The sequence below is a fragment of the Candidatus Enterococcus testudinis genome, from assembly GCF_002140915.1.
GTDB lineage: Bacteria > Bacillota > Bacilli > Lactobacillales > Enterococcaceae > Enterococcus_D > Enterococcus_D testudinis.
The window spans coordinates 579492-601570 of record NZ_NGKU01000001.1; the positions used below are offsets into that span (position 1 = coordinate 579492).

Consider the following 22079-nt stretch of genomic DNA (forward strand, 5'->3'; position numbering starts at 1 on the left):
ATGGACATCCTTGTTGTGTCAAAAGGCTATTTTTCATCGTACCTATCAGGCGACCATTGTTCATCCAAGTGGCTCGCATAAAACTGCAATCCTTTGGCAAAATACTGAATATCTGGGTCCTGATTGTCGGGCAATAATGTGGTGAAAGTCTGTGCCAACGCTTGGTCAAATTGTTGGGTGTTAAATAATGCCAACGCATAAAACAACTGCAACGGCTTATAGTCGGGAAATTGATTTGTCCCTTTTTCTAGCGTTGCCAATGATTCTGCATATTGTCCTGTTACGCGGTAAGAACTGCCCAGACCGAGGAAGCAGCGGCGCAGGTCATGATTGGGCAAGCCTAATGTCATTGCTAGTTTATAGCATGGAATCGCATCATACGTAAATCCAAGGTTGTCAAAACAAATACCGATTTGATAATGAATCATGGCGTTATTTGGTGCTTCTTTCTGCAATGCTTTAAGCCCATGCAAACACTGCTGCAGCAGCTCGGTGTCTTGGGTGCTCCGGGCGGTTTCTCTTTGTGCAATCAAGTGCTGAAGCTGTTGATCTAAGCCGGTGCTAGTAACGGGATCAACATCCTTCATTGGATCGTCCGCAGGTAAATGCCGAACCATAGAAATATCGGTCTCCACGTAGCCCATTTTCTTATACAGGTGATGAGCAGACTGATTGTGGGCAAAAACATGCAAACCGATTTCCGTTAGGTGGTTTTGCAGCGCCCATTGCTCGGCTGCCTGTAAGGATTGTTTGCCATAGCCTTGGCCACGATAGCTTTCATCGATTTCAAAATCGTAGATGAAGGCTTTTTCCTGCGCGACGTTGAGCCAAAGTGTACCGATCGGCTCAGCGTGTTCATCAGGCAGGATAGAAAACAAATAATTGTCTTTGGTGTCTGGTCCTTGTGGCAACAGACGAGTGAAACTTTCCGTAGATAAAGCGATGGCTTCATCTTGTGACCAAGTTCCCGCCGTGACTTTGTCTTTGGCATATTCTTTGATGGCGTGAGATAGGTAATGTTGGTACTGTTCAGGTTTCATGGGGGATAATTTCAAGGGAATCTTCCTCTCAAGATTGATGTCAATGCTTTTGTGTTGCCTAAGCATAGCACATAATAGCCTAGATAAGGAAACAGCTTTCATGTATTTAGCTGATTTTGATTGTGTGCCTAGATCAAGCATTCAAATTCCCAATTCCATTGTTTATCGTTATACTAAAAAGAAAAGAGAAGGCGGCGGTTGAATGAAAAAAGAAACGTGGTTGCGTTCCCTTTACGCATTGATTGGTGTAGCAATCTTAGGGTTAGGGGCAGCACTTTTACGTGTAGGCGGTGTGGGACTCGATCCCTATACTGCAGCAAATATTGGTGTGGGAGGATTATTGGGTCTATCTTTGGGTATCTATCAATTGATGATCAATATTGTCGTGTTGATCTTGATTTTTATTTTTGGGCGGCGTCATATTGGCATCGGGACCGTGATCAATATGGTTCTGACAGGATTCTTTATTGATTTTTATACGATGGTCTTTGATACATTTCAGGTTGGTCCAAATAACTGGATTCAACAAGGCATCTTTCTAGTGATTGGTATCTTATTTTTCACTTTTGGTGCGTCCTTTTATATGTCCGCAAAATTGGGGAGTGCGCCTTATGATGCGATTGCGCCAACGATCGTCGATCAAACCAAAGCCAATTATCGTGTGGTACGGGTGATCCAAGACGTTGCTTTTGCCTTGTTAGGGTTATTTACGGGCGGTCCGATTGGTGTTGGGACATTTATCAGTGCCTTTTTAGTGGGTCCGCTGATTCAATTCTGGGATGATTATATTTCTCAACCATTTATTGAACGGACGATCAAAAAAGCGATATTCAAATAAATTTCAGGTTGAACATCATGGGCAAGCAATAATCATTAGGACACAACTTATGTGATAGGTTGTGTTTTTTTTTGTTCATCAAAGGAGTAGTTCTTGCATAATTGTCTTTCAGTCGCTATGATAAAAAAGCTGAGGGGGAACATGTATGGACTTACCAACATCTTTTATTGAAAAATACCAACATTTATTAGGGGAAGAATCCGCCGCTTTTTTTGCTGCATTGGTCGATGGACAGCCTGTGAAAGGCTTTCGCTTAAATACCGCTAAGCCAGATGCAGAGGCGATGCTTGAAAAGTACGGACCAGACCGGGCCAACGCTCCTTATGCCGAAAATGCCTATATTGGCGCAGTCAAAGGGAAGTCGTTGCTGCATCAAGCGGGTTATGTCTACAGTCAAGAACCAAGTGCCATGATTGTTGCAGCGATTGCGCAGGCTCAACCAGGCGAGCGGGTGCTGGATCTTTGCGCAGCGCCTGGGGGGAAATCGACACAGTTGGCGAGTCAGTTGAATGGTGAAGGGTTATTGGTCAGCAATGAGATTTTTCCAAAACGGGCAAAAATATTGGCGGAAAATGTGGAACGCTGGGGTTTCTCGAATGTGGTGGTGACCAACCATAGCCCCCAAGAGTTGAGTCGTCATTTTCCGGCTTTCTTTGATAAAATCGTTGTCGATGCTCCTTGTTCTGGCGAAGGCATGTTTCGTAAGGATCCAGTGGCTGTTGCGGAGTGGCACAGTGATGCACCGCAACAATGCGCCATGCGCCAACAAGAGATTCTGATAGAAGCAGTGAAGATGCTGAAACCTGGTGGACAGTTGATTTACTCCACGTGCACCTTTGCGCCAGAAGAAAATGAAGCAATGATCAGTTGGCTTGTTGAAACATATCCGTTTGCGATCCAATCCATCGACATGGACAACGTAGCCCATGGTCGTCCTAATTGGGGGCATGTACCGGACATTGAGAAGACGATTCGCTTGTGGCCTCACTTGAATCAAGGCGAAGGTCATTTTGCGGCGAAATTACAGTATCAAGCTGAAGCCAAACCTGTGAAGACAAAGAAACAAAAGACCAAAAGCGGACAAAGTAAAGTAGATCAAGCAACGATGAAGTTGTGGCAGAATGTGCAAGAATTATTTCCATTTTTGGCCGCCAATGAAGGTGTCCTGCAGGTCTTTGGGGAACAATTATGGTTGGTGCCTAAAGACATGCCGTCATTGAAAGGTTTGAAAGTCCTGCGTCCGGGCTTGCATATTGGTACGCTAAAGAAAAACCGTATCGAGCCGAGTTATGCTGTGGCAATGGCATTTCTTGCTGGCAGTCAAGGACCGACTGTGTCGATCACGATCGATCAATGGAAACAATATGTTACGGGGCAAACAGTCACAGTACCTGGCAATACCGGGTGGGTTATTTTGCAAGTGGATGCAGTGCCAGTAGGTATCGGTAAACAGGTACAAGGAATCGTAAAGAATTTCTTTCCGAAAGGCTTAAGATTTCAAGTGGACTGAACGAAATAGTATTCATATTCGGCGCACCGTGCTATCATGGAAGTAGCAAATCAAAGGAGCTGATCGATATGAAAACATCATCAAAAGTAACGATTGGATTAAGTATTGCAGCGATTGCTGGCATCACCACTGCAGTCGTTGTTTCAGACAAAGTATTCAATAAAGTACGCTTCGCTTGCAATCGCCATAAGGTGAAGAAGTTTGTTGATGACAAATTCAACGGCAACGAAAAGTTATTGGATGTCGTGGACGGTTTGTCTGACAATGAACTAGATTCTTTATTGGGCGTCATGAAAAAAGTCAAAAATGGGCGTGACAAAGTGTCTGTTTATGGCGACAACATCAAAGATTCAACGGAACATGTCAAAGACAAATTAACCAGTTTTATTGATTCTGTTTTTTGATCCAATCGATGACTAGACCCGCAACGAGCGACATTGTTGCGGGTTTTTCTCGTCTTTGGCTGTAGAGTCCGCTATAATAAACGTATTCAGTAAATATGCAGGAGTGAACGTCAAGGATGGAAAAAGTCAGTAGATTGACCAACGAACAAAAAGAATACTTTATGCGCGAAGCCATGAAAGAAGCGGATAAGGCGGCCTTGATCGCTGAGGTACCAATCGGTGCAGTCGTTGTATTGGAAGGAGAAATCATTGGTCGCGGACATAACTTAAGAGAACAGCAGCAACAAGCGGCGGCCCATGCGGAAATGTTCGCAATCCAAGAGGCTTGCCGAACCGTTGGGAGTTGGCGCTTAGAGGGGGCACAATTATTTGTCACGCTGGAACCTTGTCCAATGTGCAGCGGGGCGATGTTATTGTCACGAGTTGAAGAAGTCTATTTTGGCGCCTATGATCCGAAAGGTGGAACCGCTGGGACATTGATGAATCTGTTGACCGATGAACGATTTAACCATTGGTCTTATGTAGAAGGCGGCATTTTGGAAGCAGCATGTGGACAAATGCTGACTGATTTTTTCCGTAGCTTGAGAGAAAAGAAAAAACAAAAAAAGACTGGCAATTGATGATAAAGTACGTTATACTAAATACTGCCGAAAGGCTAGGACAATGAAGGTCTTGTGAAGCGTGTCAGATCCGGAAGGAAGCAGCACTAAGCAGGGTCCTTCATGTGTCTGATTTTTTTTACCCAATTTTAAACGATCATCAAACCTAGGGTTAATCCTAGGTTTTTTATTTGTCCAAAAAACTAGTTTCGGTTATTCTGGGGTAAATGTGAATGGAGGCGCCTATGAGAGAACTGCAAATCAATTTTATCTTAAACAAAACAACTGTCCGATGGTTTCAACTTTTAAATGATTTTGAACGTGAGCGTACGTGCTCATTGACGGCTTTTGCAGCAAAATTACATGTGACCCAGCGAACGATCAGTTCGGATATCAAGGGGATCAAAGAACATTTTGGAGATAGTATACAGTTGACGCAGGTTGCTTATGGCTATTATTTTACAGAGAAGGCGCCAATGGATTATTTGGAAAAAAAGCGCCAGTTAGTGTCAGAAGAAGGATTATATCAATTGATGGAAGGAATTTTTCATGGAGAGTTACATCCGATTGAAGAATGGGCTTATCGCTTGCATGTATCGGAAAGTACGTTACGCAGATACTTGCAAGGAGTGGCACCGATACTAAAGAACTACGGATTGACTATTGGTTATAGCCCTGTCAACATGAAAGGGAATGAGACCAATATTCGCAAATTTTTCCAAGATTTTTATTATGAGGCAGATGTCACACCCCATACACTGCTTCCACCGAAGGAATTGGTGGATATGGTGATGGTCGATATGGATGTTTCGCCAGCCAAAATAAGGAATAGTGATATTCCGCCAACTGATTTTTTTTATGCCCTGTTCATTATTATTGAAAGGTGTCGGGAGAAGAATTATGTCACTGTTCCGGATCGGTTTGCGTATCTTATTAGAAATATTTCCGGATTTACCTATTACAATCTTTTGAAGGAAAGAATCATTGAAGAGTACGGTGTTGAAATTCCTGAAAAAGAATTTATTTGGCTTTATCTGCTGACGGTCACGAAGAGAACTTTGACTGAACCATTGCTGGAGAAGGATTTTATCGAAACTTACTCATTTTGGCCGGAATTTAGGCAGATCAGTCAGGCTTATACAGCAACATGGTCATCCAGTTTCAAACAAACGCAAGACATTGAATGTCTGATTCATTCGTTTTTTGTTGCAAAAAAAATTGCTGATGAAACTGCACCTGCTTTAAATGGTGTGCAAGCAGAAATCAGAGAGTTGGCGCAAGAAAGTCCTCAGTTCAAACAAAATTTGTCTTTTTTGAATCAGCAGCAAAACATTCTTGGATACAGTCCATTGTATCTGGAGGATATCAGCGCTTCCTTGACGCTGTATCAAGAGGCAATCAGAGAGTATTATGATCGACCTATTCAGCGTATTGCTGTGGTGCTTGAAGGAAACTTGCAAATATGCCAATCGATTCGCGCGCGTTTTTTGCGGTACGTCGGAAATGACATGCAAGTATATTTTCCACGAATCAATGAAGTGACAACCGGTTATTTGGCATTGCAGCAGATTGATTTGGTGGTAACCAATTACAGCGAGTATCTAACGGACTTCATTTTGGTAACAGACTATCTTTTGCTAAAAGCGATTCCCGATAGATTTGATTGGATGCGGGTAATTCAAAAAATCAATCCGCAGCTAGGTGAAGCAATCCAGATAACAGAACAATAGATAATCTTTCAGAACAAAAAATCTTGTCATTATTTCTAGTAGGGTAGAAATAACTGACAAGTTTTTTTGTGTTTTCAGATGCTATGATAGTTTTCAGTAAGGGGTACTCATTTGTATCCATTCGCGAAGATCTTCGACGAAGTAAAGCAACAAAAGTATTCTGGAAAAATGGATGATGAAGGAAACGACATCATGTTAGATAAATAGATTAGCTACATAAAGTGCCTTTTTACGAACTTTTTGTTATCGCAAGGAGGATGGAATGAAGACAAAGCACAAGATATGGCTCTGTTTTATGGTCGCTTTGACAATGTTTATGGCTACTTCCAAGGAATTGACAGGGACAGAAAGACGAAGTACGGCAACAAGGGGTAGCATCGGGTTTACTGGTCACTATGATCCAATCGGGGCGCCTGATCCGACACCATCTGAAAGCATCGGGAAACCACCGGTTGAAGATGTGAATAATCCCTTTATCAATTTGCCACAAACCAATAGCATCACAAATAGGTACTTGAGGAATTTCGGTATCGCGATCATCGCACTCTGTGTAGTGCGATTTAAACATTTAAAAAAATTAAATTATACGAAAGCAGGAAAGAACTTGAAACTTATTAAATTAGCAACAGTGACCGCACTCACATCATCGATTTTAGCCGGCGGAAGTAAAATTGTATCAGCAGAAGTAGTTCATAACGTTGATACGGAAGGAAATGTTCAATTTGCACCAGGTGGAGGCGAGGATGAAGAAGTAGAGGTTTTACCGCCGGTTGTAGATCCTGATGCTCCAGAAGTAGATATTCAACCAGAAGATCCTAATATGACAGGACCTTTGTCAATTGTGAAAGCCGTGACTATGAATTTTGGTTCGCAAGTTATCTCAAATCAGTTGCAATACTATAGTATGGTAGCTGAAATGCAGCAACTTGAAGGCACGACCGGAGACGAAAACAAAGTACCTTATGTGTCATTTGCGCAAGTACAGGATGTCCGTGGAACGAACGGAGGTTGGAATCTGCAAGTAAGTCTATCTGATTTTACTTCAGGCACACATAACGGCGTGTTAACCGGTGCAGAGATAGAATTTGTGGAGGGCCGTGTAAGTCATGTGACCAATAATCCGGACAATACCCCGGCAGGTCACCAAAATGGCTTGAAATTGATACCTAATGTAGGTGCGGTATCTGTAATGACGGCCGACAGAGGCCAAGGTGCAGGATCATCTTCTATAGTCTGGGGAAATCAACGTGATTTGAATCAACAATTTGCGGATGCAGAGAAAGAAGTCGTAGAAAACCATGCAATTCGTTTGTTTGTACCCGGTTCAACTGCAAAAGATGCGGCAACGTATACGTCAACGTTGAGTTGGGAATTGACATCAACACCTGGTGCTGACGCTTAAAGCAAATGCAAGGCGAGTAAGAGGACTTTTCAACAGCGTTACATGTGTGTGTAGCGCTGTTTTTTAAGAAAGGGGATTAGATTTGTTAAAAAGACATCTATCTATAAATAAATTGAGTATTGTCACCAAAATGGTTTTTGCTATTGCTATGGTGCTCTTTATCATGCAGCCAAAAGTTGGTTTGGCGGAAGAGAGTGGATTGGATTTTTATGTAACACCAGTGTTTTCAGATCATCAAGTAGAAGGGTCGCTGAGTTATTTTGATTTGAATATGCCTGCCGGTGAAAGTGACATGTTGCAATTGACTATCCAAAATGCAAGTAGTGAACCAATCCAGGTGCAAGTTACACCCCATACGGCTTATACCAATGTGCATGGTGTGGTGGAATATGGTAAGGATGCAGAAGAACCAGATACTAAATTAACTTATGCATTGGATACCTTGATTGAAACATCCGAAGTCATTACATTAGCCGGAAATGAAACCAAAGAGATTGAAGTACCTATACATATGCCTGAAGCGTCATTTGAAGGATTTTTAGCCGGTGGCTTGCGTATTGCTGAAGTGAAAGAAGAAGCAGAAGACGAGGTGAAAGATGTTGAAGGGGTTGCTATCAACAATGAATTTGCCTATGTCATAGGTGTAGTTGTCAGCAATTCCCGAGATTCGATTCAGCCAGATCTTGAACTTCTGGACGTCTTTGCAGATCAATTGAACTACCGAAACGTCATCAGTGCAACGATTCAAAACTATACACCAACCTTTGTGAATCGATTGGCTGTAGATGCTACTATACAAAAAGTTGGGGATACAGAGATTTTATATGCAGCAAGTGCGGAACAGATGCAAATGGCTCCGAACTCCCATTTTCGTTTCCCCATTTCATTGGAAGGCGATCGTTTTCAAAGTGGAGACTACCTTTTGACACTTAATGCAACTTCTGGTGAGGAAGAATGGTCGTGGGAACAAACATTCACGATCGAAGCGGATGAAGCCCGTGGATTGAATCGGCAAGATGTAACGATTGATTCTAGTTTGAATTGGTGGATGGTCGGGTCGATCATTTTGTTTACGCTCTTAATGCTTCTTTCTGTGTACTTGCTTATCAAGAATAGACAAGAAAAACAAGTTAAGGAATGAGTACGAGATGAACGTATATAAAAAGATAGCAGTGTGGGGACTCATCTTTACCATAATGTCATCATTGATCACTACTTTTGGTTTAAATTCTGTGGAAGCAAGCCAAGTTGTTGACGAAGCAACGATTGAAAAACTACGTGTACATCAGCCGGATTATTTTGTTAAACCTATGGCTGCAACATCTGACACTACCCCCACGGAAGAAATCCAAGCATTTTCTTTTGTAAATAAAACCTATCAAACAACGATCAATCAACTTGTTTTATTACAGTTTACGAGTAAGTTAGCCGTGGATGAAGTGTTAGTTCGCATTCCTGCAAGTGGACAAGTATACACTTCGTATTTTTCAAAAGGTGAAACCTTTCAGCACGCACATGGAGAGTATTGGACACTGCGCACACAAGGTAAGCGAACAGCCTTCGAACTGCCAGTTTTTTTTGAAGCAGCTGGACAGTACTTCGTTACTATTGGTCATGATGCGGACTTCTTTTACTTGGAAGTTGAACAGAATCGTTCTATTTTGTTTAAAGAGAGCGAAAATATAGCAGAAGTTGATGAGAGAAGCGTGAAAGAAGCACAACATGAAGGAAACATGGACTTCGTTTATGCCATAGAGAGTAATTTGGATATTTCGCAAGATTTGCTTGATATTGAAAATGAACGTATCTTAGAAGAGACTAGAGATCCCCATGATCGTTCAATAAGTAATGTAGATAATTGGCCACAATTCCTTGCTGCTTGGAATAGTGATGCTACGTCGATTATTAATCTAACAAGCGCTATTACTGATGGACCTGATACACTTAATGTGCGTGATCAAAGTATAAGAATTGAATTTGACAGACATCATCTGAATTTATTTTACGAGAGTAATGTGCTAAGCGTGACAGGAGCAGCTGATTTAGTGTTGAGTAGTGTTCCTGACAATAGCGCAAGACTTATCGGCCATTTGAGACCCCCTACTCGAATGAATCCTGCGATTATTCAAAGTGGTAGTGGTCGGGTATTGATTACGAATCAGGCTGTGATAGAAACAGGAGCATCTCTTCAAAACCTTTCCATAGAAAGAGGAAGCACCTTAAACAATTCCCAAAGTTACATTGAAGTCAGTCCTAATGGATGTATAGAAATCAGTAATTCAGATAACCGTGCCACTGGGATTTTTGATACTACTATAAAAATGCCGGGTAATGCATATGTAAATATAACAGGTAGTCAAGCACTCATAAATAGAGATTTATGGGATTTTGTAGATTTGCAACTTAATGGACCTCAAGCAAGAAATATTGTTTCAGCTATCACAACGCCAGATGATTTTGAAGTGGTGTATGCTAATTCGGGATTAGGTAATCCTAGTTCAAAACAAAGTATCGGTATAAGCGCATTTAACGGTAATGCGCCGCCGCGTCCTTTATATACCCTTTCAATAGCGCCTAATCCTAGCCAAGGTGGAAATCCAACGCCGCGATTAGGCCCCATCCGACAAGGATCTACAACAACAATCGCGGCAAATCCAAACGAAGGGTATAGGTTTGTTCATTGGGAAATCATTTCAGGAAGGGGCTCAAGAATAGCAGACAAATCTGCCGAGACAACAACTTTTACTATGGGATCTGAACGTACAGAAGTCCGTGCTGTATATGAAGAAGTTCAATTTGGTGAAGTCCATGTCCGACATGTAGATAAAGAAGGGGGGAACATTGTATCACCAGAAGTGATTACAGGCGTGATTGGAGATAGTTATGAGACAGCTGCCAAAGAGATACCGAACTATTATTTGTTTGAGACGCCTGTAAATGCGAAAGGCTTCTTTGAAACAGATCCAATTGAGGTAATCTATGTCTATGGAAAAAATCCAGTTGCACCGGTTGATCCACTCGATCCTGACGTTGAAGTCAATCCAGAAAACAAACCAGATTTACCCCCTCATCAAGATACGTTAAGCATAGATTTTGTGTCCTCATTTAACTTTGGCCAGCAAGCCATTTCGGCAAAAGAGCGTACTTATTATGCAAAGCCACAACGCCTATTGAATGCAGATGGGTCAATCAATGAAATTGAAGAAAGACCAAATTATATCCAAATCAGTGATCGCCGAATACCACACTTACGACATGGCTGGCAACTTGCTGTGACCCAAAAAGAGCAATTCAAAACTCAAAATGGGTTTGAACTTATCGGTGCGCGTATTCACTTAGCCAACCAAGAATTAGTGTCTAGTCATTGGAATAATCCCCCATCCATACAGGTACCTGACTCTTTCGAACTAATTCCAGGACATAAGCGAACTTTACTATTGGCGGACGAGAATCAAGGAGAAGGCACTTGGATTTACCGTTTCGGAGATCCTGACACATTAAACGAAAGTGTAGGCTTAACTGTTCCTGCAACTGCCGCAGTTGAAGCAGATCATTATACGACAACCTTTGAATGGGAATTAAGTTCAGTTCCAGGTAATTATTAAATCGAAAATAGATATTCTAAACATAAAAGTCGAAACGCTCGAAAGGATAAATAAATATGCAATTAGATCAAATCGATTCTCCAAAACAGTATTTAAGTTATTTTGACACCATGGTCTATCAGGCAAATTGCCAAACTGTATATCCAAAAATATATAGCTTTTATCAAGATCTATGTCACCAATTTGAAGTGCTATATATGTCAAATAATGAGCAGCTTTTTTATACGTTCTCACAATTGTTGGCTATCGATGCGCAACTGCAAATAATATGTGAATTTTTGTCCTTCGATGAAGTCGATGAGTGTATCGCCAATCACGGAGAAGAAGACTTTATTCAAATGATCCAAATGGACAAAAACTCTTATTATAGAGAACTTGCAGGATATAAAAAGAACCATCAACCGCCTTGGGGGATAATGTTTTTGAGTGAAAAACTTTAATTTTAATGTGTATCAGATGAAGTGAGTGAGTGTGCCTGTTTTCAACATAGCGGAATATGAACAGGTCATCAGCGGATCATTGCATTGAATGATCTATTCCAAAAGGGAGCAATCCGCAAGCTGCACATTATTCTTCAACGTTTACTTGGACGCTTGAAATGGTTCCTGAAAATAAATAAAAGAAGTACGATCAAGGGGTTGCAGTTTGATCGTACTTCTATTTGTTATCCGTTGTATTTCGTTGATATACCGGCAAAAACCGATTCACCAAAATCGCCACACCCATACCGATAAAACTATCAATAACCCGATTAAAGGCATATCCATAGGATTCCGTATGCGGCACCATAAACAAAATCGTCAACAGTGTCGCACAAGCACCAACAGTGCCTTCGTTGTAATCGAATTTGACCAATAGTGCAATCATACACATGATGACCAATGGGATAGCAATGATTTGAACGATAGGGGTGAAACCAAAATACTTAAAGATAGCGATACAGATTACGGAAGCTAACGCACCAAAGGTATTGCCAGCGATTCGATGCTTGCCGTATTTTAAGGTGTTTTGATGATCTTCACGCAGGGTGAAGACTGCAGTAATCGTTGAGACAACATATGTTTCTCGTTGTAAGAGGAAGCTGATCAAAATACAAATAAAGACACTGATACCCGTTTTTACATTACGCAGGCCAAATCTTAAGCCGAAAATCGTCAATCGGTTCACCCTTTCCCCATCAAATAAGTAAACAAAGGTCTATTATAGCACAGCTGGGTAGGTCATTCATTCAGTTTTTATTGTAAGCGGTATAAGTGACTGTGGTGATGATCAAAGGATATATCAATCATCATTCAGAGAATTTATGGTTGTTTTGTAGTAAACTTGTGACAGATAACTGTTACAAAAGCTGTTCTTGATGGATCAGAACGGCTGGAAAGAGGCGGCTTATGGAAAAAATCACGATTATTCATACCAATGACATCCATTCACATCTAGAACATTGGCCCAAAATTAGACGATACTTGGATCAACGGCAAAGAGAAGCGGTCTCCGTTGATGAATCAGTTGTTACTGTAGACTTAGGAGATTTCGTTGATCGCTGGCATCCGCTGACAGAAGCCACCAATGGGCAAGCCAATGTTGACTTGATGAACCAAGGGCATTACGATGCAGTCACTATCGGCAACAATGAAGGCGTCGGTAATCCGAAAGAAGACTTGCAGCACCTGTATGATTTGGCTGAATTTCCAGTCGTATTGGGCAATTTGTTTGATAAAAAAGATTTGCAGCCACCCCGATGGGCGCAAGATCATCACATCGTTGAAAGCAAAATGGGGACCAAAATTGGTTTGCTAGGTTTGACAGCACCTTTTCCTTTGACCTATGCCCCTAATGGCTGGGATATCCGTGAACCAATGGAGATTTTGCCTTCATTGATTGCCCATTTACGACCAAAAGTCGATGTACTGGTCTTGATGAGCCACCTAGGGATCAATGCAGATCGTGACATAGCGGCCCACTTTCCCCAGTTGGATGTCATCTTGGGCTCACATACCCACCATTTGTTTACCCATGGCGAAACGGTCAACGGAGTACAGATCGCAGCTGCAGGAAAGTTTGGCCTGTATATTGGCGAAGTCGAAGTGTTGTTGACGGATGACCACAAAATCGAAGGGAAATCGGCGCGAGTGATACCCACCACTGATTTGATGGCTTTTCCGCAAGATGAAGAAGAAATCAATGGCTATTTATCGATTGGTCATCGCTTGTTAAAAGCCAACCAAGTAGCCAGACTGCCCCATACATTGACTGTATCACCTAGCCAGCATTCATTGATTCACGAGGCGTTGTTGGCTTTATGCGCTGAAGGGGAAACCGAAGCTGCGGTGTTGAACACAGGTTTGTTTTTAGGTGATTTGCCAGCAGGTGTCTTGGACCAAGATCAACTTCATACGATCCTGCCGCATCCGATGCACTTGATCAAAGTGACCTTGACGGGGGACAATCTGATTAGGATGGTTTTGGAGATGGAAAAGAATCGAGCCTTTTTGCGACGGTTTCCAATTGTCGGTATGGGATTTAGAGGCCAAATCTTCGGAGAGATCGTCTATCAAGGGATCCAATATGATGGAATCAATCACCAAGTCCTCTGGCAGCATCAGCCAATTGTTTCAGAGCAAGCATATACGGTCACGCTTGTGGATCACTATCTCTTCATCCCTTTCTTTCCGACGATCGAGATTGCAGGGACTGTTGAATTTTTGTTTCCGGCATTTATTCGTACCGTTGTCGGGCGCTATTTGGGACAAAAGTATCCACTGCAGTGAAAGCGAGTACCTTTGGTATTTCTCTGCAAATCCACGACTATCATTGAAAGATAAAACAAGGTATAATAAGCAATAGGTGGTGAAAAGATGACCGAAAAACAAACAATCACAGATGAAATCACATCTGTACTCGAAGAAATTATAGAAGAGCCAGAAAAGCAGCCCAAAAAAGGCGAGCTGGTTACTTTGTTGACAGAAGATGAAATCATGGTCGGGACTCGACAGTATAAAGTGATCGTCAACTATCGCGATGGCTTCAATGCTGAAAAACTGGGGGAGCGGTTTAGTGAAGTGTTGGCACGCTATGATTATATCGTTGGTGACTGGGGATATGAGCAATTGCGCCTAAAAGGCTTCTTTGATTTAGACAATCGCAAAGCATTGCCAGATCAACGGATCGATATGCTGGAAGACTATCTCTATGAATATTGCAACTTCGGCTGCGCCTACTTTGTGATCCAACGAATGGGTGGCAAGAAAGAAAAGACTACAACCCGCCGTCGCAAGAAAAAACCAGCTGCCCAAAAGACACAAACGCAAGCGGCACACATCGAAGAAAAAAGAGAAACAGTGCCAAATAAAAAAGCGAAACCAACAATCAAAAATCGTAAACCAAAAGAAAATAAACCGAAAACAACTGAAACAACCACAGTCAAAAAGAGCAACAAAAAAGAATTTACGATTCGACAAAGGGAAGAATAATATGAGTTATAAAGGATATTTGATTGATTTAGATGGCACGATCTATTTAGGCAAAGAACTGATCCCGGCAGGAAAACGCTTTGTGGAGTCTTTGCAAAGCAAAGGATTGCCTTTTTTGTTTGTGACCAATAATACGACACGGACACCAGCAGTTGTTGCTGATCGATTGGCAACAGAATTTAATATCCATGTTGGTCCAGAAACAATTTATACTGCGAGTCTGGCGACAATCGACTTTATGAAAGACGATGCGAAGGGCAAGAAAGTATTTGTCATTGGTGAAGCGGGATTGATCGATTTGATTTTGGCGGCAGGATTTGAATGGGAAGAAACCAATCCTGATTATGTTGTTGTTGGCTTAGACAACGAGGTCACTTATGAAAAATTTGTCCTAGTAACATTGGCGATCCAAAAGGGGGCGACGTTTATCGGCACCAATCCGGATAAAAACATTCCTACCGAACGTGGATTGCTGCCTGGAGCGGGTTCATTGATTGCGATGGTTGAGACAGCCACACAAACACCGCCAATTTTTATTGGCAAACCGGAAGCCATTATTATGGACAAAGCGGTTGAAAGGATTGGGTTGAATAAAGCTGACGTTATTATGGTTGGAGACAATTATGATACGGATATTTGTTCCGGTATCCGCAATGGCATTGATTCATTATTGGTCCTCTCTGGCTTTACCCCCAAAGCAGCTGTTCCAATGCTGCCAGTAGCACCCACCTACGTGGTGGATTCCCTTGATGAATGGGATTTTGATCAATGAAAAAACAAATTTGGCTCGAACGTCTCGCGTATCTCTGTTTGTTTCTCTTTTTGATCAGTTTGGCGATTACCATCACGATCAATTTTCGCCCACTTTACTGGTTTGACGTGCATTATTTAAATATTTTAGATGCAACCACTGTTTCTCAGGATGTTTTACACAAAAACTATGGGCTATTATTAGACTTTCTGAACAATCCCTTCAATCAAACGTTGGCATTGCCAGATTTTCCGATGTCAGCTACCGGTGCTGGCCATTTTTATGATGTCAAGAAGCTGTTTTTGTTGAACTATGCTGTTATGATCCTCACGCTCGTGCCGAGTATATGGCTGAAACTGCGTTTCTGGAAAAAAGGACAACAATGGCGGTTCATTCGCCCCTTCCAATGGGGCATGGTAATTCCTGTCTTTTTCGGCTTTTTGATGGCGATTGGCTTTGATCGATTTTTTGTGACGTTTCACGAGATCTTTTTCAGCAATGATGACTGGTTGTTTGATCCTAGAACGGATCCAATCATCAATGTCTTACCAGAAAGCTTTTTCATGCATTGTTTTATTTTATTTTTTGTTTTGATTGAACTCTTTTTCTTTGCTTTCTATTTTTGGGGTAAGAGAAGTTTGAAAAAGCGCACCGTCTAACACAGGTCATATGATAATCAAAAAAACACTTCAGCGGACGATGTCTGGGCTGAAGTGTTTTTTGGTTTTATTGCGTAATATAATGTGACTTGCTTGGATGTTGATGGGCCAAGCGGCTGGCTGCCGATGCGGCGATCGCACCTACGATATCATCTAAGAAGGTATGGACCCGCGGGCCGTCATGACGATTCAACTCTTTTAAGATGCCGGGTTTGACTTTGTCGATATAGCCATAATTGGTAAAACCAATCGAGCCATAGACATTGACGATGGATAAAGCCAAAATTTCATCGATACCATATAGACCTTCATCGTCTTTAACGATTTCTTGCAACGGATGCAGCAGCTGGTTTTCTTCAGCTAAGATATCCAATTGAATCCCTGTCAAAATCGTGTTGTGGACTTCTCGTTTGCTTAGGACCGCATTGACACTGTCAATGCACATAGCCAAAGTGATATCAGCGATGTAGTCTTTTTGTAAAAACATCACCAACTCACCAATGTCTTGCATGGAAACACCACGATCCGCTAGTAATTCCCGCGCCTTATCTTCTAATGTTTTATTCTCTAATACCATATTCTTCCCTCCGATGTGATAGGTTATTTTGTGAACATATTGTCCAATTGTGAAGAAGCAGCGACTGCCCAGGGGTGGGGGACAATGATGTCGCCTTTGAATAGCCAGTCAAGATAAACTTTTGCAGATGCTTCAAGAGAAACAGATAATGCATCAAGTAACTCTGGAAAAAATGGTGCCTGATCCTCGCGATCCCATTTGATTTTATCCGCCAAAAAAACGACAATATCTAATGGGCTGAAATCTGCTTTCAATGTAGTGTGGCATGCAATTGCGGAAAGAATCTCTGGATCTGTCACATGAAAGACTTTCTTAGCCAATATGGCAGACTGTTGTTGGTGCAGTAAGAAGGGCGCTTGTTCTTCAGCGCCCAACACAGGTTCATTCATAGCTTGTTGGAAAGCGATGCGCTGATGATTGGGAATCACCACGCTAATATCATGGAGCAGACCAGCAGTATAAGCTTTTTGGGCATCAACATGAAACCGTAGGGCCAATGTTTTTGCGGCTTCGGCCACGTCAATATTGTGTTGCGCTGTATCATCCTCGCCAAATTGCTGTAAATAATGGATCATTTGCAATTGAAGTTCGTCGTCACCGACAGGTTGCACGTATAAATCAAAGTTGACTGTCATTCATCCCTTCACTCCTTAAAAAGGCTTGTGCTATGTGCAGGTTGCGTACGTGTCTTAGGATCTATAAAGTGTAATGCATTGTTGACAGCAGTGGGTGCTTCACCAAAACCAGTTGCGATTAGATCGACTTTGCCGTCATAGAGAACGACATCGCCGCAACCATAAACACCAGGAATCGATGTGCGCATATCGGAACCGACAAAGACACCTTGGCGACTGCTTTTTAGTCCCCAATCTTTAATATTCAAAGTAGAGGAGAAGCCGTAGTTCACAATCAGTGCGTCTAAGTTTAATGAAACAGTTTCGTCCCCTTTGACTTGCTGCAGCGAAAGTCCGTTCAATCGTTGGTCTCCTTGGACTGCTTCGATCACATAGGGTGTTAAGACATTGACTGAGGAAGCTTTCAGTCTGTTGACACTATGTTCATGTGCCCGGAATTCAGGACGACGATGAATCAGAAAGACTTCGCTGGCGATAGGTTCTAACATTAAAGCCCAATCAATTGCTGAGTCACCACCGCCGGCGATGGCAACTTTGCGCCCTGCATATTTCATCAAATCAGTCACAAAGTAATCCAATCCATATCCTTCAAAACAATCTACATCTGGTAAAGTCAATTTTCTTGGTTGGAAAGAACCGTTGCCTAAAGCAAGAATCACGGCCTTTGAATAATGGGTCGTTTTGTCGGTCGTGATCTCAAGATAGTCGTCATATTTTTCAATATGCAAAACAGTCTCTTCTAAACAGTACTGGTGATTGAAGGTGGTCAGCTGTTTTTCTAGATTTTGGACCAAGTCACCGGCTTTGATTTTCGGATAACCTGGAATATCGTATATATATTTTTCAGGGTACAATGTAGCCAATTGGCCCCCTAATTGCGGCAAACTATCGATCAATTTGGTTTTTGCGTTACGCATACCGGCATAGAAGGCTGCGAACATGCCGGCAGGACCAGCACCAATGATCGTGATGTCAAAAATATCCATGTGATTCCTCTTTTCTACGCGTATATAGCTGGAAATTTGCGATATTTCATTGAATAATTTCATTATAGCAAAGATTATTGAAACTAGCATTTTTTCAATTTTCTGCTATCATGGATTTATGATAGAGAAGGAGGAGTTAGTTGTGTCTGAATTTCCACAGTTAGCATTAGCAAACCAAACTGGTCATCAAGCAGTCATCAAAACAAATCGTGGGGATATCGTTGTTCAATTGTTCCCAGAATTGGCCCCTAAAACAGTGAAAAACTTTGTCGAATTGGCGAAAAAAGGGTATTACGATGGGATTATTTTCCACCGTGTCATTCCTGATTTCATGATTCAAGGTGGCGATCCAACCGGTACTGGTATGGGTGGCGAGAGTATCTATGGCGGCAGCTTTGAAGATGAATTTTCAAAAGAGTTGTTTAACTTGCGTGGTGCTTTATCAATGGCCAATGCTGGTCCGAATACAAATGGCAGTCAATTTTTCATTGTTAACAATCAAAATGTACCAAGCAATATGCTAGGACAATTAGAAGGTGCGGGGTATCCAGCCGAAGTGATCGAAGCCTATAAAGCAGGTGGAACACCATGGTTAGATTTCCGTCATACTGTGTTTGGTCATGTTGTTGAAGGATTGGCAGTCGTAGATGAGATTGCCGGCGTACAACGTGGACCGCAAGACCGTCCAGTACATGATGTCGTGATAGAAACAATCGAAATCAGCGAATAATAAAAGAAATACCCAATTGTTTGGCGTGATCAATGCCTGACAATTGGGTATTTTTTTATTGGTTATCGATTGCCTGAAATGCCTTGGCGATTTGTTGCAAGGCTTGGGTAAGAATGGTCCGAGAGCAAGCGAAGTTCAAACGCATATGTTGTGTGCCATGAGGACCGAAGATGGTTCCTTGGTTCAAGACAACGTTGGCTTCTTTGATCAAAATCCGCTGCAATTGATTGTCTGATAATCCATAAGCTGAAAAATCAAGCCACATCAAATAGGTGCCTTCTGGCATCTGAAAGCGAACTTTTGGTAGTTCTTGTTGCAAGAAATCGCGAATGAAGTCCGCGTTACCTGAAAGATATAGCAACAGTTCTTCTAGCCAAGGTGTGCCATCACGATAAGCAGCTTCTGTCGCTACCGCACCGAACGTGTTGATTTCGCCTTGTACGTTTATCTCTTGTGCTTCTATAAACTGTTTTCTTAATTGAGGATCTTTGATAAATATCATGGAATTTTTGATTCCTGCTAAATTAAATGTTTTGGTTGCGGAAGACAAGACAATCGAAAACGCCGCAAAACTTGGATCAACAGTCTGAAAAGAAGTAAAAGTATGAGGCGCAAACACGATATCCTGATGAATTTCATCACTGACTACTATGACGTGATGCTTTTGACATAATGTCCCGATCGTTCTCAATTCTTCCTTTGTCCAGACACGTCCACCGGGATTGTGTGGGTTGCAAAGGATGAACAGTTTGACATGATGATCAATAATCGTTTGTTCCATAGAAGCAAAATCAATTTCAAAATGGCCATTTCGTTCAAGTAAAGGTTCTCGGATCAGTTGACGCTTATTGCGATTGATCACATCAGCAAAGGGATGATAAACCGGATCGTGGATCAATACAGCATCATTTTCTTGGGTATAACTCTGTAAAGCCAACGCCAAACTCGGTACGACACCGCTGTTGAATAGAATGTCCTGTTTTTCTATTGTATAGTCATGACGGGTTCGCTGCCAATCGATAATCGCGTGATAGAGCGAGTCGGGGAAAATACTGTACCCATAGATTCCTTGGGCAACAGCTTGCTGCAATGCTTTCGTAACGGGTTCTGGCGCAAGGAAGTCCATATCAGCTACCCATAAAGGCAACAAGTTCTCACGACGATACATTTCTTTAATTGCATCCCATTTCACACTATTCGTGTCGATGCGGGGGTGGACTTTATCAAAATCGATCATCAATATCCCTCCAATAATCTGTAAGATTGGTTCTGATACTTCAAATCTACCACTTGTTCAAGTATAATAAAAGAGGAAAAGCGAGGAATGACGATGACCTATCAAATTGGAAACATTATAGAAGGAACAGTAACTGGCATTCAACCATATGGTGCCTTTGTTTCTTTAGATAAAGAAACGCAAGGGTTGATCCATGTATCAGAGATCCAATCTGGTTTTACGAAAAGTATTCATGAAGTGTTGCAGATTGGTCAGAAGATTCGTGTGCAAATCATTGATATCGATGAATATAGCCAAAAAATCAGTCTGTCGCGACGCACGTTGGAATCCTCATTTGTGCAATCACCCTTTAAAAGAAAACGATACTTTACCAATAAGAATAAGCGGATCGGGTTTCGTACAATAGAAGAGAATTTACCTCTATGGACAAGTGAAGCGAAAGAAATGTTAGAAAAAGAAACCAACAACAGATAATCGTGCACATTTTCTGAAAATGTGCTAAAATTACCTTGCAAACAAATGAATAACTGAGGTGGGTATTTTGGGATCCAAAAAAGTAGCAGGTACAGTTATGATGCACTTAGCAAATGGTTCGAAACGATTTTTGATGCATATGAATGAAGGCAATGCAGAACTAGCGTCAACAGATTTTTCAGAGGATAAAACCGGCTTGGCTACGATCCTACAATTATTTAAGGAGCAGATCCACTTAGATGTGACTGCGATTGAATTGGTTGAATTGACCAATGGTAATATTGATACACAAAACATTCCTTTATTTGTTTTTGAAACACAAGAAGCAGAACAAACCCAACAATTGCCAAAGGGCTATGCGTGGGAGGAACCAAACATCTTCCGTAGAATCATTGAAGATTATGATATTGAAGGAGTACCGTTCTTTTGATCGTTGTATCTAGCGGAAACAAAATAGCAACTAATAGACTGCGAGAGCGGTCTTTTTTTATGGAAACGATTTTCGTAAAAAAATTGAAAAATTTCCTTGACCGAACGTCAGAAGCATGGTAAATTTATCAACGTTGGCAAAACGCCAACAGGTCAAAACATAACTTTCAAAAAAGTTTGAAAAAGTGCTTGACCAAATGTAAAACAGATGATATTATAACTGAGTCGCAAAATTAAAATGATTAAGCGTTGTTGATATGACAACAAATTAATTAAAAAAAGTTGTTGACAAATAACAAATCATTTGTTATGATGATTAAGTTGCTAAGGTAGCCGCAACGTTGTTGAAAAACAACAAGCGAAAAAAACTTTTATAAAAAGTGTTGACAATCACTTGTCACTCTGATATGATATAAAAGTTGCTAACACAGCAACGTAGACCTTTGAAAACTGAACAAAGCAAGCAAACGAACCAATGTGTAGGACGCTTCATTTTATGAAGCAAATACATGCAAGCAATAGCTAGCAAAAGTTTTAATTTATGAGCTTAACGATCCTTTGGATCGTTCAAACAAATCATTATGAGAGTTTGATCCTGGCTCAGGACGAACGCTGGCGGCGTGCCTAATACATGCAAGTCGAACGCTTTTTCTTTCACCGGAGCTTGCTCCACCGAAAGAAAAAGAGTGGCGAACGGGTGAGTAACACGTGGGTAACCTGCCCATCAGAAGGGGATAACACTTGGAAACAGGTGCTAATACCGTATAACACTATTTTCCGCATGGAAGAAAGTTGAAAGGCGCTTTTGCGTCACTGATGGATGGACCCGCGGTGCATTAGCTAGTTGGTGAGGTAACGGCTCACCAAGGCAACGATGCATAGCCGACCTGAGAGGGTGATCGGCCACACTGGGACTGAGACACGGCCCAGACTCCTACGGGAGGCAGCAGTAGGGAATCTTCGGCAATGGACGAAAGTCTGACCGAGCAACGCCGCGTGAGTG

At 41.7% G+C, this 22079-nt stretch carries 22 protein-coding genes, 1 other RNA gene and 1 other annotated feature; of the genes, 17 read left to right on the plus strand and 6 right to left on the minus strand.

The features are described 5' to 3' along the window. Positions 1–26 precede the first annotated feature (26 nt). Positions 27–1055 carry a tetratricopeptide repeat protein gene (locus tag A5886_RS02845; protein WP_143353751.1) on the minus strand — a complete coding sequence of 343 codons (1029 nt, stop codon included), beginning with the start codon at positions 1053–1055 and terminating at the stop codon, positions 27–29. A gap of 187 nt (positions 1056–1242) precedes the next feature. Between A5886_RS02845 and A5886_RS02850 the strand changes: the two genes are divergently transcribed. The 10 genes from A5886_RS02850 (at position 1243) to A5886_RS02895 (ending at position 11568) form a co-directional block, all read left to right on the plus strand. Continuing rightward, on the plus strand, positions 1243–1878 hold the full coding sequence (locus tag A5886_RS02850; RefSeq protein WP_086273548.1) for a YczE/YyaS/YitT family protein: 636 nt from the start codon (positions 1243–1245) through the stop codon (positions 1876–1878). A gap of 145 nt (positions 1879–2023) precedes the next feature. After that, positions 2024–3388 carry an RsmF rRNA methyltransferase first C-terminal domain-containing protein gene (locus A5886_RS02855; protein WP_086273549.1) on the plus strand — a complete coding sequence of 455 codons (1365 nt, stop codon included), beginning with the start codon at positions 2024–2026 and terminating at the stop codon, positions 3386–3388. Between the two features lie 68 nt (positions 3389–3456). Then, positions 3457–3792: a hypothetical protein gene (locus A5886_RS02860; protein WP_086273550.1), complete on the plus strand. Its 336-nt coding sequence runs from the start codon at positions 3457–3459 to the stop codon at positions 3790–3792. Between the two features lie 116 nt (positions 3793–3908). Beyond that, positions 3909–4412: a tRNA adenosine(34) deaminase TadA gene (tadA, locus tag A5886_RS02865; protein WP_086273551.1), complete on the plus strand. Its 504-nt coding sequence runs from the start codon at positions 3909–3911 to the stop codon at positions 4410–4412. Positions 4413–4439: 27 nt separating this feature from the next. After that, positions 4440–4538, plus strand: an RNA gene (ffs, locus tag A5886_RS02870) — signal recognition particle sRNA small type. Between the two features lie 98 nt (positions 4539–4636). Further along, on the plus strand, positions 4637–6121 hold the full coding sequence (locus A5886_RS02875) for an AcpB/EbpR/MafR family transcriptional regulator (protein ID WP_086273552.1): 1485 nt from the start codon (positions 4637–4639) through the stop codon (positions 6119–6121). Between the two features lie 262 nt (positions 6122–6383). Next, a complete protein-coding gene (locus A5886_RS02880; RefSeq protein ID WP_306297889.1) occupies positions 6384–7523 on the plus strand; it encodes a WxL domain-containing protein in 1140 nt (379 codons plus the stop codon). Positions 7524–7653: 130 nt separating this feature from the next. After that, positions 7654–8664 (plus strand): WxLIP family cell surface protein, encoded by a 1011-nt coding sequence (locus A5886_RS02885; RefSeq protein ID WP_086275967.1) that lies wholly within the window; start codon positions 7654–7656, stop codon positions 8662–8664. A 7-nt stretch (positions 8665–8671) separates the two neighbouring features. Then, positions 8672–11128, plus strand: coding sequence for a WxL domain-containing protein (locus A5886_RS02890; RefSeq protein WP_086273553.1), 2457 nt, complete (start codon positions 8672–8674; stop codon positions 11126–11128). Positions 11129–11184: 56 nt separating this feature from the next. Next, entirely contained in the window at positions 11185–11568 is a 384-nt protein-coding gene (locus A5886_RS02895) for a DUF7006 family protein (RefSeq protein ID WP_086273554.1), read from the plus strand. A gap of 217 nt (positions 11569–11785) precedes the next feature. Here A5886_RS02895 and A5886_RS02900 read toward each other — a convergent pair whose 3' ends face one another. Next, positions 11786–12286, minus strand: a complete 501-nt coding sequence (locus tag A5886_RS02900; RefSeq protein ID WP_086273555.1) for an FUSC family protein — start codon at positions 12284–12286, stop codon at positions 11786–11788. A gap of 230 nt (positions 12287–12516) precedes the next feature. Here A5886_RS02900 and A5886_RS02905 point away from each other — a divergent pair, with 230 nt between their 5' ends. The 4 genes from A5886_RS02905 (at position 12517) to A5886_RS02920 (ending at position 16008) form a co-directional block, all read left to right on the plus strand. Further along, positions 12517–13896, plus strand: coding sequence for a bifunctional metallophosphatase/5'-nucleotidase (locus tag A5886_RS02905; RefSeq protein ID WP_086273556.1), 1380 nt, complete (start codon positions 12517–12519; stop codon positions 13894–13896). An 87-nt stretch (positions 13897–13983) separates the two neighbouring features. Next, entirely contained in the window at positions 13984–14598 is a 615-nt protein-coding gene (locus A5886_RS02910) for a YutD family protein (protein WP_086273557.1), read from the plus strand. Between the two features lies 1 nt (position 14599). After that, positions 14600–15370: a TIGR01457 family HAD-type hydrolase gene (locus tag A5886_RS02915; RefSeq protein WP_086273558.1), complete on the plus strand. Its 771-nt coding sequence runs from the start codon at positions 14600–14602 to the stop codon at positions 15368–15370. Then, positions 15367–16008 (plus strand): TIGR01906 family membrane protein, encoded by a 642-nt coding sequence (locus A5886_RS02920; RefSeq protein WP_086273559.1) that lies wholly within the window; start codon positions 15367–15369, stop codon positions 16006–16008. Before A5886_RS02915 ends, A5886_RS02920 begins: the two co-directional genes overlap by 4 nt. Before the next feature lie 67 nt (positions 16009–16075). On the opposite strand, the gene A5886_RS02925 is transcribed toward A5886_RS02920, so the two are convergent. From A5886_RS02925 to A5886_RS02935, 3 genes are read right to left on the minus strand one after another with little or no spacing between them, the layout of a single operon-like run. Continuing rightward, positions 16076–16585: a phosphatidylglycerophosphatase A family protein gene (locus A5886_RS02925; RefSeq protein ID WP_086273560.1), complete on the minus strand. Its 510-nt coding sequence runs from the start codon at positions 16583–16585 to the stop codon at positions 16076–16078. A gap of 23 nt (positions 16586–16608) precedes the next feature. Continuing rightward, entirely contained in the window at positions 16609–17220 is a 612-nt protein-coding gene (gene yqeK / locus A5886_RS02930; RefSeq protein ID WP_086273561.1) for a bis(5'-nucleosyl)-tetraphosphatase (symmetrical) YqeK, read from the minus strand. Between the two features lie 8 nt (positions 17221–17228). Beyond that, a complete protein-coding gene (locus tag A5886_RS02935; protein WP_086273562.1) occupies positions 17229–18206 on the minus strand; it encodes an NAD(P)/FAD-dependent oxidoreductase in 978 nt (325 codons plus the stop codon). Positions 18207–18324: 118 nt separating this feature from the next. Between A5886_RS02935 and A5886_RS02940 the strand changes: the two genes are divergently transcribed. Beyond that, on the plus strand, positions 18325–18936 hold the full coding sequence (locus A5886_RS02940; RefSeq protein WP_179189957.1) for a peptidylprolyl isomerase: 612 nt from the start codon (positions 18325–18327) through the stop codon (positions 18934–18936). A 55-nt stretch (positions 18937–18991) separates the two neighbouring features. Here A5886_RS02940 and A5886_RS02945 read toward each other — a convergent pair whose 3' ends face one another. Then, positions 18992–20173: a MalY/PatB family protein gene (locus A5886_RS02945; protein ID WP_086273564.1), complete on the minus strand. Its 1182-nt coding sequence runs from the start codon at positions 20171–20173 to the stop codon at positions 18992–18994. Between the two features lie 93 nt (positions 20174–20266). Here A5886_RS02945 and A5886_RS02950 point away from each other — a divergent pair, with 93 nt between their 5' ends. Beyond that, positions 20267–20647, plus strand: a complete 381-nt coding sequence (locus A5886_RS02950) for a CvfD/Ygs/GSP13 family RNA-binding post-transcriptional regulator (RefSeq protein ID WP_086275968.1) — start codon at positions 20267–20269, stop codon at positions 20645–20647. Between the two features lie 67 nt (positions 20648–20714). Next, a complete protein-coding gene (locus A5886_RS02955; RefSeq protein ID WP_086273565.1) occupies positions 20715–21077 on the plus strand; it encodes a hypothetical protein in 363 nt (120 codons plus the stop codon). A gap of 614 nt (positions 21078–21691) precedes the next feature. Beyond that, positions 21692–22072: a sequence feature (16S ribosomal RNA rRNA prediction is too short), on the plus strand. Positions 22073–22079: the final 7 nt, after the last annotated feature.

Bases quoted from the DNA above. Each gene is read 5' to 3' on its own strand.
- A5886_RS02850 (WP_086273548.1), top strand. From the start codon at position 1,243: ATGAAAAAAGAAACGTGGTTGCGTTCCCTTTACGCATTGATTGGTGTA.
- A5886_RS02855 (WP_086273549.1), top strand. From the start codon at position 2,024: ATGGACTTACCAACATCTTTTATTGAAAAATACCAACATTTATTAGGG.
- A5886_RS02860 (WP_086273550.1), top strand. From the start codon at position 3,457: ATGAAAACATCATCAAAAGTAACGATTGGATTAAGTATTGCAGCGATT.
- tadA (WP_086273551.1), top strand. From the start codon at position 3,909: ATGGAAAAAGTCAGTAGATTGACCAACGAACAAAAAGAATACTTTATG.
- A5886_RS02875 (WP_086273552.1), top strand. From the start codon at position 4,637: ATGAGAGAACTGCAAATCAATTTTATCTTAAACAAAACAACTGTCCGA.
- A5886_RS02880 (WP_306297889.1), top strand. From the start codon at position 6,384: ATGAAGACAAAGCACAAGATATGGCTCTGTTTTATGGTCGCTTTGACA.
- A5886_RS02885 (WP_086275967.1), top strand. From the start codon at position 7,654: ATGGTTTTTGCTATTGCTATGGTGCTCTTTATCATGCAGCCAAAAGTT.
- A5886_RS02890 (WP_086273553.1), top strand. From the start codon at position 8,672: ATGAACGTATATAAAAAGATAGCAGTGTGGGGACTCATCTTTACCATA.
- A5886_RS02895 (WP_086273554.1), top strand. From the start codon at position 11,185: ATGCAATTAGATCAAATCGATTCTCCAAAACAGTATTTAAGTTATTTT.
- A5886_RS02905 (WP_086273556.1), top strand. From the start codon at position 12,517: ATGGAAAAAATCACGATTATTCATACCAATGACATCCATTCACATCTA.
- A5886_RS02910 (WP_086273557.1), top strand. From the start codon at position 13,984: ATGACCGAAAAACAAACAATCACAGATGAAATCACATCTGTACTCGAA.
- A5886_RS02915 (WP_086273558.1), top strand. From the start codon at position 14,600: ATGAGTTATAAAGGATATTTGATTGATTTAGATGGCACGATCTATTTA.
- A5886_RS02920 (WP_086273559.1), top strand. From the start codon at position 15,367: ATGAAAAAACAAATTTGGCTCGAACGTCTCGCGTATCTCTGTTTGTTT.
- A5886_RS02925 (WP_086273560.1), bottom strand. From the start codon at position 16,585: ATGGTATTAGAGAATAAAACATTAGAAGATAAGGCGCGGGAATTACTA.
- yqeK (WP_086273561.1), bottom strand. From the start codon at position 17,220: ATGACAGTCAACTTTGATTTATACGTGCAACCTGTCGGTGACGACGAA.
- A5886_RS02935 (WP_086273562.1), bottom strand. From the start codon at position 18,206: ATGGATATTTTTGACATCACGATCATTGGTGCTGGTCCTGCCGGCATG.
- A5886_RS02940 (WP_179189957.1), top strand. From the start codon at position 18,325: ATGATAGAGAAGGAGGAGTTAGTTGTGTCTGAATTTCCACAGTTAGCA.
- A5886_RS02945 (WP_086273564.1), bottom strand. From the start codon at position 20,173: ATGATCGATTTTGATAAAGTCCACCCCCGCATCGACACGAATAGTGTG.
- A5886_RS02950 (WP_086275968.1), top strand. From the start codon at position 20,267: ATGACCTATCAAATTGGAAACATTATAGAAGGAACAGTAACTGGCATT.